Source organism: Gimesia chilikensis (assembly GCF_007744075.1).
GTDB lineage: Bacteria > Planctomycetota > Planctomycetia > Planctomycetales > Planctomycetaceae > Gimesia > Gimesia chilikensis_A.
In genome coordinates, this window is the sequence record NZ_CP036266.1 from 2,551,379 (window position 1) to 2,566,383 (window position 15,005).

Sequence of the window (15,005 nt, forward strand, 5' to 3'; positions counted from 1 at the left end):
GCAACCAATGTTTGTGAGTCCTGTTTGAACGAGCGGCTGATTTTTATCTCTTAGTCTGCTGGTGGCTCGTTTCCGGGCGTTGCGTTTAACGCGGCGAGATTCTGTTGCGCCTGAATGGTTGCCCGATGATCGGCCCCCAGTGCTTTCTGGTTAATTTTCAGCGATTGAGAGAGCAGTGGTTCTGCCTCTGATTTCTTTCCCTGCATTCGATACAGGTTTCCCAGTCTTCCGAGCGCGACAGCAGTAGCAGGATGTTCTGCGCCCCTGGTTTTTTGAGTGATTTCCAGAGCTTCCTTAAAGTAAGGCAGTGCCTGGGAATATTCTTTCCTGGCATAGTAATAGTTCCCGAGGCTGTTGAGCGAATAAACCAGGTCGGGATGCTGTTCATCCAGAGAGTCCCGACGGATCTCCAGGTTTTTCAGCATGAGTTGCTCAGCCTCGGAATACTTGTCCAAATGATCAAAGATCATGACCAGATTATCGCGCAGGATTGTGGTTTGCAGATGATTTTCTCCCGTCTCGCTGGAGACGAGTTCCAGGCACTTGAGGAAGATCGGTTCTGCTGCCGCATACTTTTCCTGCATCACGTAAATCCGTCCGCGCTCATGTAAGGCCTTGACCGTCTCGGGATGCGTTTCTCCCAGGGACTTTTGGCGAATAGTGTGACACTGTTGCATATGTTGTTCTGCCTGGGGATAAGCCTGCATCTGCAGATAGAGTTTCGCCATTTTGTCATGCACAACTGACGTTCGATAATGATCTTTCCCATAATTCTGAGTCATCACAGACAGGATCTGCTGATAAAGCGTTTCTGCCTGTTTGTATTTTTCCATCGCTTCATAGAGGGACCCCAGGTTAATCATCGCGGAGACGGTTCCCTGGTGCTTTGGCCCCAGTTGTGTTCGGGCCAGGTTGAGGCTTTCCTTGAGCAGTGGCTCAGCCTTGGAATAGCGTTTCAATGTTACGTATAGCGATCCCAGGTTATTGAGTGAAGCCGCTGTTTCAGGATGAGCATTCCCGAAGACCTGTCGACGAATCTCCAGGCATTCTTCCGTGTAGGAAGTGGCTTTTTCCAGGTCCTGCAGTTCGTGGTAGGCGACTGCGGGAAAGGACATGACGGATGCGGTATCGGGATGATATTTTCCGTGGACCGCTTTTACCTGTTCCAGAGCCTGTAATCCGAGTTGCACTGCCTGTTCGCGATCCCCGCTGGAATACAGCTTCATGGCTGCGGTGTATGTCTCTTGTGCTGACTTGATTTTCTGCATTTGCTCTGCGGTTAACTGAATGGGGCTGGCCTGGTCGCGGGAGATCCAGCCGTGCAGCTGGGATTTTGGATCCTTGACCTCATACCAGTTTTCAGTCGTGGCAAACGCCCAGAACCGGTTTCCCTGTTTGACTGTTCTTAAAACTTTCGCATCCTGACTGCGATCGACTTTGATTTCTGCCTGGGGCGTGCCGACGATCAGCATTGGCCCTTCCGCAGACAGGGCAGGGCGAGTCAGCACAACACACAGCAGTCCGATCAAATAACCTGTAAGAATCAGTCTGGTTGTTTTCGTGGCTTGCATGATAACCTCGCATTCTGAGAGTGTGTTTTCAGGAGACGAACTCGGTGAGATGACTCCGCAGCATCTCATTCAGGGGCGATAATAGGTGATCGTAACCGACATGACGGGCGTGGGATCAGCCTGGAACTTCACTGTTTTGACTTTGTTATCCGTTTGTGCGCCTTGCACGATCAACCCACCGCGGGTTTCCGGTTGTTTTTTTCCGGCCAGGCGAATCTGAGACTTCAAGGCTCCCAGATTTGCCGGTTGCTCTTCAGGCTGAACTCCTCGCAGCATGGCAACCAGGTCCTGTTCATCTTCATTTAAAATCGTGGGTTGGGGTTTGGCTTGCTGGAGTTCCTGAAAGACGGTCATCTGGATCTGGCCGGTGTGCCGTCCGTAGTCCATGGCACGTCTGGCCGATTCTGCTTCCGAGAGAACCTGAAACTGCTCGGCCGTATTGTCATCTTTCATCTGATACCCCTTGACTACGGTCCGTGTGTGATCGGGGGAGAGAATCCATTTGTTGCAGTCAAGGTCCCGCTTGACCTGACGATACAGTGTGTTTTCGCCGTTGACTTTGAGCACGATCCCCAGACGCCCTTTGGCGGAGCTGTTACGAATCAGTGCCATTTCGACTTTCTGGCCCTCTTCCGGTTCAGCGACAAACGCCTGACCGTCTTTCATTGTGACGGGCACCTTCCGGCCGTCATAAAAGATTTCAAGTTTTACGGGAGCCGCGGCGTCCATTAACGGGAATGTGTCCTGCTGCTTTTTCACGCGGGCGGCTGTGTTCAGAATCTGCTGTTGTTTCTGTTTCTGCTGGTCGTTGAAGGACAGCTGTGTCGAACCGCCGTCAAAGGCGCCACGCAGGAAGAAGCTTTCTCCGATGCCTCCGATTGACTCAGCATCCAGGTCGACATCAAAGACTTCGCAGGCCCGCTCTAATTTTCCGTTTGCTTTATCAAAACAGAGAATGCCGACCGAAGCACGCTGGTTATCATCATGCACCAAAACGATGCCTGTCAGAAAAGCATCGGCTGCCTTTTTCTCTTTGCCCCATGCCAGTTTGAATTCAGGACCAAAAAATGCCTGGCGCCCTGCTTCCGTTAAATGATCAGCGTCTTTGAGTTCAGCGGCTTGTGCGCTTGCATCCTTGATGATGTTGAGCTGGCGAGCTTCATCAAAGGGATTTGCCAGGATCAATCCGACTTCCAGGCGATCTGCGAGTAGAGAATTCAGAGCACCCGCACTGGCGGTGATTTTCTCGCCCGGCTTTTTGACACGGAACTTCAGAACTCCGACGGTTTTGAGTTGTCGCTGATTGAGATAGTCGATGACCTGGGGGATCTGTTTCTGGAGTCCCTGTTGAATGGTCTGGGCCTGGCTCATTCCCGGCACGACCATGGTTGTTATCAACGCGATCAGGAGTGTGAATGTCATTTTCATGATGCGGGCCTGGTATTTCATGCTAAGTTAGTTCCCTATGCGTTCATTGAAGAATGAGAGTGAGTCGTTCACTTTCTACACTGTAAACGACTCAGAATCGTAAATCTTCCCGTCATTTCTGAATTTTCTGGAATCAGCGTCCGCTGCCTGTGGTCTGTAGCTTCAGACAGCCGGTCCTGGATTGAGTCGGTGCCAGAAAGTACTTTATGAGACAGAGGTTAAGTCTGTTGTTTAAAATTACAGTTAGAGTGGATTACAATCGAAAATGTGACCGCGATTGACTCTTGTTGTGGTTCAGACAGACGTGATTCACGTTCAACGACTTTCGTTTTTACCTGTATGTGTAAACGCGGCCCAGAAGAATGGATGAGCGGCTCCATTCCGATCGCGGCGGGCCTGGATGCGTTTGAGTTGCGCCTGCCGGAGTGCGGTCGATTTTTTCATTCCCTGGGCGAGATTGGAAAAGTATTCTTCCATCAACAGGGCTGTTTCCTGATCGGGGATACTCCAGAGTGATGCGACGACGGATTCTGCACCGGCCAGTTGGAAGGCCTGTCGGAGTCCTGCAACACCTTCCCCCGAACGGATTTCTCCAACGCCGGTTTCGCAGGCACTGAGTACGACCAGACGCGTTCCACGCAGGTCGGTACTGATGATTTCCAGACCGGTCAATACGCCGTCATCTTTCTGTTTTCTGAGGGCTTCCGGCCGGTTGTTGCACCCGGCCAGCATCAGGCCGCAACGGAGCAGAGGGTTGACTGCTCCCTCTTGATTCGTCGGATAGGTCTGCACCATCCGCGACATCTGATTGAGGGCGGCTGTCCGCAGGGCTGCCAGGTCGGGATCGATGGGCTCTGTCTGTTCGGTTGTGTCTTTTTTCTCTGGCGTAGATGGCTTCGCCGAAGCAGATTCTTTTTTGCTGCTATCTGCCTTCTTGAGCTTCAGGCCGGTGGCGTCCATCTGTTTCTGATAATGGTCCCGCTGCTTGGGATCGTTCAATTTATCGAATACCTGGTAGAGACGATAATAGGAACCGAACATCAGTTTTTTGTTTTCCGGCGAGATTTTTTCCCTGATTTCAACAGCACGTTGCAGTTCGGTGGCCGCTTCCTGATAGCGTTCGCGGCGTTCCAGAAACTGACCGAGCAGACTATGGGCCAGGGCAGTCCGTTCGGATTCCGCCCCATAGACTTTTATTCGCAGGGCCAGATTGTCCCGAAAACGTTTCTCTGCTTCGGTAAACTGTTGATTCGATTCCAGTAGCCGGGCCATCTTCAGGTCAGCAGCAATCGTATTGATGTTTTCCAGTCCGTATTTCTCTTTGTAGTATTTGATCTGAGCTTCCCGGGCTTCACAGGCGAGGGCGTAGTCATCTGATTTTTCGGCAGCGCTGATTAACAGAGAGCGGATGGTATGCACGGCTTTCTCATTGGGGCCCCGGACCCGGGCTCCCATGCGCCAGGCCTGCTCATAAGCGTTCGTTTGCGCCTGGTAATCTTTCAGGGAACCGCAGAGGCTGGCCAGGTTCTTGAAAGCGTACATGGTTTTTGTGCTTGAGCCGTCATTCAACAATCTGTAATCCAGCTGAAATTCATAGTAGGGGCGCGCTTCTTCATAACGTTTCAGGGCCCTCAGAATCCGGCCTGAAAGTCGGGCTGAGTTGAAAGTGGCTATCCCATTTAAGCCCTGGATTTCGTTACAGATTTCAAAGGCCCATTGGGCGGGGACCAGGGCTTTCTGATACTCTTTGGCCTTGTAGGATTTGTTAGCAGCATTATAAATTCTGGCTGCATGGTAGAGTGCTTTTTTCTGTTCCAGGCTGACGGCAGCTTCATCGGGCAGGAAGAATCCATGCGTGCTCAAGACGAGTACTTCGGGGCTGCGGATCGATTTGAAAGCGGCCTCCGTAGCCTGGGCTTCGGTCAACAGACGTGGGGGACGCGTGTATTTGCTGATGGGGGGCGCAATTCTCAAGGCTTCCTGGGCCGTGCCGGGCAGCAGATTGACCGGTCCCAGCTGTAAGCCGGGCTCTGGCTGCTCGGTCTGACTGAGTCCGAACAGATTGTAATCCGGATTGGCAAAGATGATGGGAGCCGTCACACCTGAACTAGGGCTTTGGCGATCTGCCAGCAGTTCCCGTCCGGAGACAACAAAGCGAAATTCAAACTGTTCGACGGCGAAACGATCTTTCTCTAGCGGGAGTGCCGCCCAGGGAACCAGCCAGAGCGAGGCGTCTGGAGATAGAATGACCTGCTGCACGTTGGTTAAATGCGGGAGCAGAGGTTTCAGTGTCTGCTGACATAGTCCCTGCAGCAGTTTTTGAGTCGCCGCGGTCGCCTGTGATTCGCCGGTCTGCAGGGTTTGAGCGGCCCCTTTCTGAATGGATTGCAGTCCCGTCCGTAGAGTGGCTTCGATCTCCGAGGCAGAGCCCAGGTCAATAGTTTGGATGCGACCTTTTCCAGTGGGGGGAATGATCCAGGCGGCGTAGCGGTGTTTTTCAGCTTGAGCACCATCTTCGTTGATCGTATAGGGAGTGATGCGCACAAATTCCACCAGCACGGAGTCTGAGGGCAGTTGTGCCCGAATCTGTTTCAGGGTGACCCATTCGCTTCGATTGAGTTCCGCATCGGCAAGACCCAGCTGCTGGATCAGTGTCTGTTCCTGGCGATTCAGCGCATCCAGCCGAGCCTGTTTCTGCTGTTCGTTGAGATCGGATTTTAATGCCAGGGATGCCAGTTCGCGTCGAATGGCAAACAGGTTTTCCGCAACCGAGCGGGCGGCTCCTTTGAATTGTCGTAATAGACGCTCGTGGCTGGAGAGGGTTTCCTGAACCAGGGCTTTGCGGTTGAGAATCGCTTCCAGGCTTTTTTCCATCAGGTACTCGTTATCGCGCTGCGACCACATGATGCCCAGGGCCTGTTGATACTGGTGGGCATCATAGCCGGTGAGAAAACGGAGCTGCTCCTTCTGGCTCAAGCCGGGCAGCACTTTGTCGGTAAAGCGTTTTGAAATGCGGCGTTGACGATCGAACGCGTCCGCAGCCTCATTCCAGTTTCCGGAATGCGCTTCCACCACCGCCAGCATACCCAGGACCTGGGCCAGCTCGCGGTCATCCGAATTCTTTCTGTCTGCAGTCTGTCCCAGCTGCTGGTAAATATTAAGAAGTTCCCGCAAGCTGCGCGCCGCCACTTCCCGGTTGCCATTCCTGTATTCCTGGGAGGCCAGCTGATACTGAAGCATTAACGTCTGGGGGTGATGTAAGCCCTGGGTGCGTTGGGATGCGGCTAATGCTTCCCGGGTGAGTTGAATCGAAGTCTGGTCATCGCCGGTCAGGAGGGCGATGGCGGAAGAGGTTTTGATATACAGCGGGTGATCTTTGCTGAACTTGCGCTGCACCAGCGGCATGAGTTCTTTGCTCAGTTTGATGGCCTGTTCCCATTCCCCGCTCTGTTGTAACAGCAGCATCAACTCATATTGAACTTCGATGTTGTCGGCACTTTCTCCACGGCCCGCTTTGCGATTCGTGAGGATGATTTCTTCATACAGTTTACGGGCTCCGGAAACATCTTCCAGTACATACAACACCCCCGCCAGTTGCCGTTTTCCTGAGAGCGTTTCTTTATGTGAGGGACCAAATGCTTTCGTACGCAGTTGAACCGATCGTTCGATCAGAATGCGGGCCTGGGTGATATCCCCCTGGCGTTCATACATGACTCCCAGGTTGGCCAGTACCGTGGCCTTACCTTCGATATCATCCGGGAAGTTCCGTTCGCGAAGTTTGCTGACCCGTTCCAGAGTCGTTCGTGCGTCCCGGTATTGTGCGGCCCGGAACTGAATCGCGGAGAGCATTTCCAGGGCGCGCACCGTATCCAGATGGTCTTCGCCTTTCCAGCGTTCCAGTATGGGTAATGTCTCTTTCAGAATGCGGATGCTTTTGAGGTACTCGCCTTTTTTATCCAGTTCAATCCCGTAGTTTGACAAAGCTGCTGCGGTGTCGGGGTGATTCGATCCGTAGACCTGCTGCAGGTTCTGCCAGACTTTCTGCTGGGCCTGATGTCTTTCAGCGGAATAGGTCGTCGATTTGATGTTCTCGATCTGCTTGAGTAGTTGAATTACTTCTTTCAGGAGTTGTTTCTGCTGATCGGTTTGTTTCGGGGTTTGATGATCGGCCAGGGGAATCCAGCCTTTTTCGTTGAACTCGGGATGTTTGACCCAGGTCCATTTGCCCTCGGTTTTGAACGCCCAGACTGTCTGTCCCGGTTGCAGGGCAGCGATGCTCCGGTTTTCTACCCGGAGACTGGTGGGCTTTGTAATCACCACCAGCTGTTCGGCTGAGGCAGACTGGAGCAGCATCGTTCCAATTAATAGCCCGAAGATAAGTCTCGAGAGCAATTTCATTCAATCACCCGACTTCAACCTGGTGTAAACAGAAATGTCTGGGAAAACTGTGAACACGATTAATGTAAAACAACGGACCCGCAGGCTTAGCACTGAAGACTCAATCGTTACCTGGTTTCGATACTGATTGTTTTCTTTATCAGCTGGCTGGGATTATTTATGAGCCGATGCTGGTCGTCATCAAAACGGTAGAAATCGTGAACGAAGCGATCGTTGACATTCTTCCCCCGCAGCAAAACCCCGGGACTGAATTGTTGGGGGCTGGCAAAGACGGTAATGAATTCGGTACCCAGTTGCGGTTGAATTTTAATCGAACCGGTTTCCGGGAAACGATATACGCTGCCATTTTTTAAGGGCAGCACCTGTTTGGTTAAAGCGACTTTGCGACCTCGGGCGCTGGTGCCTACCAGTTCGATAAACAGATCGACGCCGGTTTCATTTTTGATGGTGATCACCATCTCGTCGCCGGGCGAAAACAGATTGCTCTTCTGATTGGTGCTCACTTTCAGGTTCCGCGCCAGTCCTTCGGCTAAATGGTCCGGACGAGTCAGACCATCGACGGCAGCGATGGGAGTGCCGATACCCAGCTGGCGTACGACCCGGTCGTAATAGTCCTCCCAGGTATCGCGGCGGATTACACCGCCGGTGGATAAGCCTGCCAGGCCCAGTTGTGTGAACTGGGGAAGCTTGAATACCGCATTCAGCTGCCCCGGTTCTTTGAGGCCCAGTTCGCCGGCGGCCTGGGTGAGCGTTAGTGGGGCATCGATGAATTTACGGGTGGTGGCGGTTAAGGGTTCATTTTTCACGTTGCCTCCCAGAGCTGCCTGCATGGCGGACTGGAAGCGTGCTTCATCCTTATCGAGCAACTGGTCCATTTCCTGCTTGGGGATGTAGAGGCGTAGAATGTCACGTGTGTTCAGGCCGGTGTTATTCGGCAGTGCCTGAAATGCAGGGCGGATATTGTCAGAAAAACGTTTCATTCCCCGGTCGTGACAACGCATGCAGGCCAGTCCGTTACGGACGACTCTGTCTTCCGAGAATTTGTCGGTGACGATTGTAGTGGGGGCTTCCAGGATGCGGTTGCCTGCGTTGTCGGTGACCAGATAGGCCTGCAGCCCGTTGGGCAGATTCCAGATCATCTCGCCGCCAGCATAATGAAAATCGAGCGGGTCGGCGAACATGTTCTGCAGACCTTTGCTGGTCTCGAAATCAAAGCTTTTCCAGTAGGCACCGTCTCGAGAAGGGTGCCGTTCGACAATGCGATTGTTGCGCGAAACACCGGAGAGCGTCATGCCCGCCCGGCTGGCAATAAAGTTCTGCAGGTTTGCTTCACTGTCGACGCCGATCATCTGTTCGAGCTGACTCAATTCATGCGGCAGTTCGAGAAGATCTTCATAGAGTGGCGATTGGGTGGCGACGCTGATCAACCAGTCAATGCGGACATAGGGTACCGGTCTGATCAGGCCGGCCGGCTGGAGGTAGACCTCCCGAAGTTGTTCGAATGTCTCTGCGTTTTCATAGGCGATGCCATACGGGTATTCGAGCAGGACCATATCGAACTTGTCGACGTTGGCGTTGCCGGGCAGCTTGTGAGGTGAAACGGGGGTCACGACCGATTCATGCCAGCCCAGTTTGCGAATATCAACGGCGAAGATCGTATTAGTATCCGGATCGACGGCAATCGGTTTGACGATGTCGGGCTGCCAGGACAAGTGGTTCAACGCTTTGGTCAATGCAAATTGCTGTTCGCGCAGTTCTTCTGCAGTCGCACCTGCGGTCAACAGGTGGTTGCTGCTGAAGAAACGCAGAAACGGACGGTCAGCGCGGGGTGTGGCTTCCACGAATTTCAGGATCTGCTTTAAGACAAATTCAGTGCCGATGGTATTGGCAAACGCGGGATCCTGACTCGCTTGAGCAGGGACGGCAACATCTTCAGGAAAAGCAGGGGCTTTGGCTTCGATCCATTTGCGGACGATTTCAATTTCTCCCGCACTGAGCGGCGGCCGCGGTGCTTCCGGCATACGGAAGTCTTCATCATCGGAAGCGATGTAATCGTAGAGCACGGATTCATCGACATTGCCCGGCACGACGGAGCCTGCTGCACCGACAAACGTGCTCAGGTCGAGAATATTGATGTCTGCTTCCCGACGCGTGTCTCCGTGACATTCCAGGCAGCGTGTGCGGAAAATCTGTTTGACTTCCGCTGACAGGTTTTCTTCCTGTGCCCTGACCGTCATCGTTAAACAGGACAAAGATATGGCAATTAGAGACAGTAATTTCCACGGGTTTGACCGGCTGCGGCTCATGCCTCACCTCTCTTGAATTCTCAGGTTGTGACAGTTCAAAACGGGTAGTTATCAATGTAAACGACTGTCCGTTCAAAATCTTCCCGGGTCTTTCCATTTTTTAGAAGAATTCATTCAGTGCCGGCCAGAGGGCTCTGCCTCCTCTCATTCTCCAACTGGATCGAAAACTGAGGCAGCGGACCTGCACCATTAGAGTGAGGGACTTTATTTCATCTGCCTGTTGACTGTGATGCATCGAAATATCCCCTGTTTTTCAGGGTTTGGGGAATCATTTTGTTTCTTTGAGGAAAATCGCGGAAGAAATCTGACGCGTGCCCGTTCTCCTGTTGAAAGCCGGAACAATGCTGAGTCTGGCAGACAATTGAATCAATTTTATTTTTGAAAGGGAGAACCATGTCCAATCTCATCACATTCGTATTGGATCTGTCCATGATCGTCAGCGGAGTGGGAATCCAGAAAGATCTCAGTGATCTGCATCTGGATGCAGACTGCAACCCATCCGAAATTCAGATGCTGGAAAACACCGTGAACTGGGACGACAACATCATCCATCAGGGAGTCGATGTCGACGAAAGACTGCTGGAAAAGTACAGCAATCTCGTTTGAGTCCCGCAAAGACCATTCAGCTCACAAACTTAAAACCACCAACGTAAACAGGAGCCATTGTCATGTTTAATATGAAACTTCTCAAAACCGCTTTACTCTGTACCGCTGGCCTGGTACCGCTTTCAGCCGGGCAGGTTGCCCAAGCCCGTTCCTACGCTCAACCGCCGGTGCGGTGCGTGATGAAGCCGGTTGTGACCTACCAGTTTCAGAAGCGACGTTTTACGCATTTTGTCACACGGTACGACCACTTTGGCAGACCGTACCGGGTCAGGCAGGTTTGTTACAAAACCGTCCGCGTTCCCGTGACGACCTGGGTTCGCGTGTGTTACTAGACTGTCGTCTGTTCCGGGGATGTCTGTACCCATTGCCAGAGACATCCCTTTACCAGGGAAGCGGGCGGAATCTGCTTGAGATCCAGAACGTTCCCGGCTATCGTAGGGGAATGTCCACATGCGAAAACCTCGAATCCCGATCAGATGAAAAACTGGCGGACCTGATCAAAGGTCAGGGAGAGACGTTCGCGCAGAAACAGGAAGCAGAAGCCGCGTTTAATCTGTTGTATGATCGTCATGCCTCAGTTCTGCTGGGATTCCTGAAAGTACGCTGCAGTTCGCATATCGTCGCCGGGGACATAGCCCAGGAGACCTGGTTACGGGCCTGGCAGAAAATTCCGGAGTACTTTGACGGATCCCATTTCCGTGGCTGGTTATTTCAGATTGCGAAGAATCTGTTGCTGGACGAATTTCGAAAAAAGAAGATGACCTCACTTTCTGAGGGAATGGACGCGCCTGAAATGCAGGATGCCGCTCAGGCTTTCATCAATCAGGAAGAGAAACAGCAGTTGCAGGATTGTCTGAGTCAACTGGATGACTCCCGGCAGCAGATTGTTCAATTGCGGCTGTCAGGGCAGAGTCATCGCGAAATCAGCGATCAGTTGCAGATCGACTACACAACGGTTCAAACCCGTTTCCATCGAGCCAAACAGTTCCTGGAAGAGTGCGTCCAGTCGACACGGAAGGAGACTGCCTGATGCTGACCGCTTTCAATTTACCTGAGGAAACGGATGAACTGCGAGCCTGGCTCGATGGCATACTGCTTCAGCCGGAGCTGATGTCGGTTGTTTCTCAATTAGCGGCCGTGTATGCAGCAGAGAACGAGGCGCAGCCGAGCCTGGATGACGTTTTACAGAATCAGCGGGAGTCCGTGTTAGAGCAGGGCTGTCAGGTGCTGTCACCACTTCAGATACAGCAGTTGTTAACCCATCCGGAGCTGCTGCTCGAACTGCAGGAGCAACTCTTTCTGGAGGGAGGGGCTTTCTGGCAGGAGCGGATTGCGGCGCTGACGGATGAGACGGAAGTCTCTCGCGGGCAGGACTGGCTGAAGCAGCAGATCGCTGAGCCGCCTGCGACCGAGATGCAAAATGTAACAACCGCGCCTGCGTTCCAGACTGTTTCCTATCGAAAAATTGGAATCATTGGTTTCGTCTCAGCGGCTTTGGTATTGGTGGCTCTGTTTTTGAATCAGGAGCCGGCTGCTCCCCAGGGCTGGGGTTGGAATCGACCAGGCGCATTGACGGCGGATGTGCCTGCGGCTGAATATCTCAATCAACTGGCCGATTCCGCGGAAGAGTGGTTTAACAAGCCGACGGAGACCAAAGCAGCTCTGGAAACTCGCTTGAAACAGTTTCGTGCGGGGTGTGAAACACTGATCAAGGCACCGCATCCGCAGTTATCCCAGGACGATCGAACCTGGCTGGTCGAACGGTGCCAGGCATGGGCCGGGAAACTCGATGAACAGATCGCTGCTTTGAACGAGGGAGCCGATCTGCAATCGGCCGATGAGGCGGCTGATGCCCTGATCCGAAAACTGGTCAAGGCCCTGCGCACGCGTGCAAACACCGTCGGCTGATTCCACATCGTCTTCAATGATTGCCTATGTTCCCAGGCATACGAGAAAGGTCGTTTGAAATGAGACTGCTTATGCTTCGATTTGCATGTGTCGTGATTCTGCTCTTTGCAGGGAGTGCGCGTGTCTGGGCTGATTCGGTCCGTCTGCCTGTGATTCAGGATAACTCGATTGTCATGGTTGATCGGGAGTGGTCGGTCAATGCCGGTTCGAGTAGTCGGATACGAATTAAGGGGAACCAGCACATCGTGGCACTGAACTTCGATCTGGCGGCTGTAAAGGGAAAGACAATCACGCGGGCCGAACTGGTTTGTTATCGCGCCGCAGAAACGATTTCCGCAGTCACGCTCTCCACGATCGCGGCCCCCTGGCAGGAGATGACGTCAACGGGTTTGACTGCGGGTATCGAGGGAATCAACGGATGGGGCTATCCTGGTGCACGATTTCCTGCTGTTTCGGGCGGAAATGCATTTACCCTCGTTCAGCAGTCAGAGTTTGAACTGCGTGACGGTCAGTACCACTGCGAAGTGCCTGTCGATCTGATTCATGCCATGACCACAGGCGCTGCCTTCGGACTGGCACTGCATGAACACGAAACGGATTACGGACGGAACCCCACGATCTTCTCGCGTGAACAGTCCAGCAAACAGCCGTACCTGCTGGTTGAGACCGAAGACCATTCTGACGACGCACCACTGCCTGCCACAGAATTGCAACTGGTTCCGGTTGACGGAGCGTCTGCTCAACTGACGCTGAAGGCACCGCAGCGCGGCTTTGCTTACAATGTTCTTGTGGATGGGCATCCATTGGGGCGGCATAATATTCCCCTGGTGCATCCCGGAGAGAGGCAGACGATTCCGCTGCGCGATCTCCCTGATAATGTGACAAAGCCGGGACTGCATTCAGTAGAAGTGATCACCGTCAACCGCACGGGACAGCAGTCGCAACCAGTTCAGGTAAAGGGGAAACTTTTCAGCGCTGCGCCAGTCCGATTGCCCCAGGTGCGTCTGCTGCCTGCTGCCAGGGCTCCCGTGTCTGGTCTCTCAGTGATACCAGTTACTGACAAGTATGACCGGAATGGTCGCGCTGTGGGGGACTTGCCCCCGGATTATCGGATACATAATTCCCTGTTCGATGGCCAGCGAATTCATCTGACGGCCGCCGCCGGTGAGGTGGTCGGCTTTCAGGTACTCCTGCGTGGTGACAAAGAAGTTTCCGTCCGATGCCAGCTCGATCCACCGGAATGGCGCGTGGATCTGTTCCAGGCAAAGTATGTCCCGACCCAGGGGCGTCAAATTCCAGATCCGCTGGTACCTCTGCCGAAAACGATTCCTTTAGATCGAGAGCAGGATCAGGCAGTCTTTGTCGACTGCTACGTTCCGTTCGAGGCAACAGCAGGGGACTATACCGGGAAACTCGCGGTTTCCGATGGTCGTGAAGTTCCGCTCAAGTTGACCGTGCTGCCTGTCCGACTTCCGCGGAAGGCGTCGTTCCTGTGTGAAATGAACGGCTATGGTCTCCCGGACCATGTTGACGATTATTACGCGCTGCAGCAGGTGGCGTACGACCATCGGGTGCATGCGAACATTCTGCATTATTCGCATCATACCGCAGCCCCTGGCGCCCGGAAGAGTAACCTCGATATGCGTCTCCGCTCCGGTCGCCGAATGAACAATCGACGGTACGACGCCATTGAGCCGGGGGCGAAGCAGGCTTACTGGGACGACTTTGCCGAAGCGTTTGGTCCGTATCTTGATGGATCGTGTTTTGAGGATGGTCACCGCGGTCGGATTCCGGCTCCGGGGTTCTACCTGACGTTTCATGAAAGCTGGCCGCTGAACTGCCGGGCTTATTTCAATGGGGACCCTGATGCATATCGTGCCTTCAAAGACACTCCGGTCTACGCTGAGACGTATGTGAATGTGCTGGAAGATTTTGCGCGACTGGCGAAATCCCGGGGCTGGACCGAGGCCGGTTTTCAGGTGTACTTTAACAACAAAGGGTCTTTGAACGAGAAGACCAAAGCGCCGTGGATTCTGGATGAGCCGTCGGCTTTCTGGGACTATCGTGCCCTGCAGTATTATGGAGAGTTGACGGACCGCGGGCGGAGAAACGCCGACGAAATTCAGATTGACTATCGGATCGATATTTCCCGACCAGAGTATACCCGGGGAGAACTTGAGGGGCGGGGAGACCTGTGGGTAGTTTCAGCATCAGCGTTTCAGAACTATCGCAGGCTGGTCACCGACCGCATGCAGCGGGATGGATTGCGGGTCTGGGTTTATGGTACTTCCAATCCGGTGCACGAGAGTAATCGTCAGCTGCAGGCCTGGGCAGTGGATGCCTGGAGATATGGTGCGACCGGTCTGGTTCCCTGGCAGACGGTCGATAAATCGGGGCAGGCGTTGCGAAAGGCCGACCAGTTGGGGCTGTTCATCTTTTATCAAACCCCGGAGGGAAAAACGGTGATCCGCCATTCGGCTCGTCTGAAAGCCTATCGTGAAGCGGAGCAACTCATCGAGTATCTGACCCTGGTTCAGCAGCGGCAGGGTTGGACAGCCAGCCAGATGCGGGCATTTATTGAGCACTATGTCACTTTGACCGGATCGGTCCGGAAGCAAAATGATGACGACGCGGGGACAGCGGAATACGACCGGCGGGCACTGTTAAATTTTGATCGGCTGAGACAGGCAGCTATAGAATTGTTACGGTAGCAGGTCACAACAGCAGTCCATGCAAACCACTGGGGTCGGCACAAAGAAAGACAGTCTGCAATACCGCGAGCGAAATC

General features: G+C 53.4%; 9 protein-coding genes. 5 read left to right on the top strand and 4 right to left on the bottom strand.

The genetic code is table 11. The annotated features are described in order from the left end of the window. Window positions 1-50 precede the first annotated feature (50 nt). The 4 genes from HG66A1_RS09665 to HG66A1_RS09680 all read right to left on the bottom strand — a co-directional run bounded on the left by HG66A1_RS09665 (window position 51) and on the right by HG66A1_RS09680 (window position 9,634). A complete protein-coding gene (locus HG66A1_RS09665) occupies window positions 51-1,571 on the bottom strand; it encodes a tetratricopeptide repeat protein (RefSeq protein ID WP_197997068.1) in 1,521 nt (506 codons plus the stop codon). Window positions 1,572-1,640: 69 nt separating this feature from the next. Next, entirely contained in the window at window positions 1,641-3,020 is a 1,380-nt protein-coding gene (locus HG66A1_RS09670) for a hypothetical protein (RefSeq protein ID WP_145182714.1), read from the bottom strand. 294 nt (window positions 3,021-3,314) lie between these two features. Further along, a complete protein-coding gene (locus HG66A1_RS09675) occupies window positions 3,315-7,397 on the bottom strand; it encodes a CHAT domain-containing protein (protein WP_145182717.1) in 4,083 nt (1,360 codons plus the stop codon). A 107-nt stretch (window positions 7,398-7,504) separates the two neighbouring features. Further along, window positions 7,505-9,634, bottom strand: coding sequence for a c-type cytochrome domain-containing protein (locus HG66A1_RS09680; RefSeq protein ID WP_197997069.1), 2,130 nt, complete (start codon window positions 9,632-9,634; stop codon window positions 7,505-7,507). A 462-nt stretch (window positions 9,635-10,096) separates the two neighbouring features. Here HG66A1_RS09680 and HG66A1_RS09685 point away from each other — a divergent pair, with 462 nt between their 5' ends. From HG66A1_RS09685 to HG66A1_RS09705, 5 genes are all read left to right on the top strand, one after another. Beyond that, the gene (locus tag HG66A1_RS09685) at window positions 10,097-10,309 is read left to right on the top strand and encodes a hypothetical protein (RefSeq protein WP_145182723.1); all 213 of its coding nucleotides are present in this window, start codon (window positions 10,097-10,099) and stop codon (window positions 10,307-10,309) included. 62 nt (window positions 10,310-10,371) lie between these two features. After that, window positions 10,372-10,641 (top strand): hypothetical protein, encoded by a 270-nt coding sequence (locus HG66A1_RS09690; protein ID WP_145182726.1) that lies wholly within the window; start codon window positions 10,372-10,374, stop codon window positions 10,639-10,641. A 32-nt stretch (window positions 10,642-10,673) separates the two neighbouring features. Further along, on the top strand, window positions 10,674-11,339 hold the full coding sequence (locus tag HG66A1_RS09695) for an RNA polymerase sigma factor (RefSeq protein WP_145182729.1): 666 nt from the start codon (window positions 10,674-10,676) through the stop codon (window positions 11,337-11,339). Beyond that, complete coding sequence (locus HG66A1_RS09700) at window positions 11,339-12,217, top strand: hypothetical protein (protein WP_145182732.1); 879 nt, start codon at window positions 11,339-11,341, stop codon at window positions 12,215-12,217. The genes HG66A1_RS09695 and HG66A1_RS09700 overlap by 1 nt, the downstream gene beginning before the upstream one ends. A gap of 71 nt (window positions 12,218-12,288) precedes the next feature. After that, window positions 12,289-14,928 (top strand): hypothetical protein, encoded by a 2,640-nt coding sequence (locus tag HG66A1_RS09705; protein ID WP_232106792.1) that lies wholly within the window; start codon window positions 12,289-12,291, stop codon window positions 14,926-14,928. The last annotated feature ends 77 nt before the right edge of the window (window positions 14,929-15,005 follow it).

Coding starts and splice junctions, on each gene's coding strand:
- HG66A1_RS09665 (WP_197997068.1), bottom strand. CDS start 1,571: ATGCAAGCCACGAAAACAACCAGACTGATTCTTACAGGTTATTTGATC.
- HG66A1_RS09670 (WP_145182714.1), bottom strand. CDS start 3,020: ATGAAATACCAGGCCCGCATCATGAAAATGACATTCACACTCCTGATC.
- HG66A1_RS09675 (WP_145182717.1), bottom strand. CDS start 7,397: ATGAAATTGCTCTCGAGACTTATCTTCGGGCTATTAATTGGAACGATG.
- HG66A1_RS09680 (WP_197997069.1), bottom strand. CDS start 9,634: ATGACGGTCAGGGCACAGGAAGAAAACCTGTCAGCGGAAGTCAAACAG.
- HG66A1_RS09685 (WP_145182723.1), top strand. CDS start 10,097: ATGTCCAATCTCATCACATTCGTATTGGATCTGTCCATGATCGTCAGC.
- HG66A1_RS09690 (WP_145182726.1), top strand. CDS start 10,372: ATGTTTAATATGAAACTTCTCAAAACCGCTTTACTCTGTACCGCTGGC.
- HG66A1_RS09700 (WP_145182732.1), top strand. CDS start 11,339: ATGCTGACCGCTTTCAATTTACCTGAGGAAACGGATGAACTGCGAGCC.
- HG66A1_RS09705 (WP_232106792.1), top strand. CDS start 12,289: ATGCTTCGATTTGCATGTGTCGTGATTCTGCTCTTTGCAGGGAGTGCG.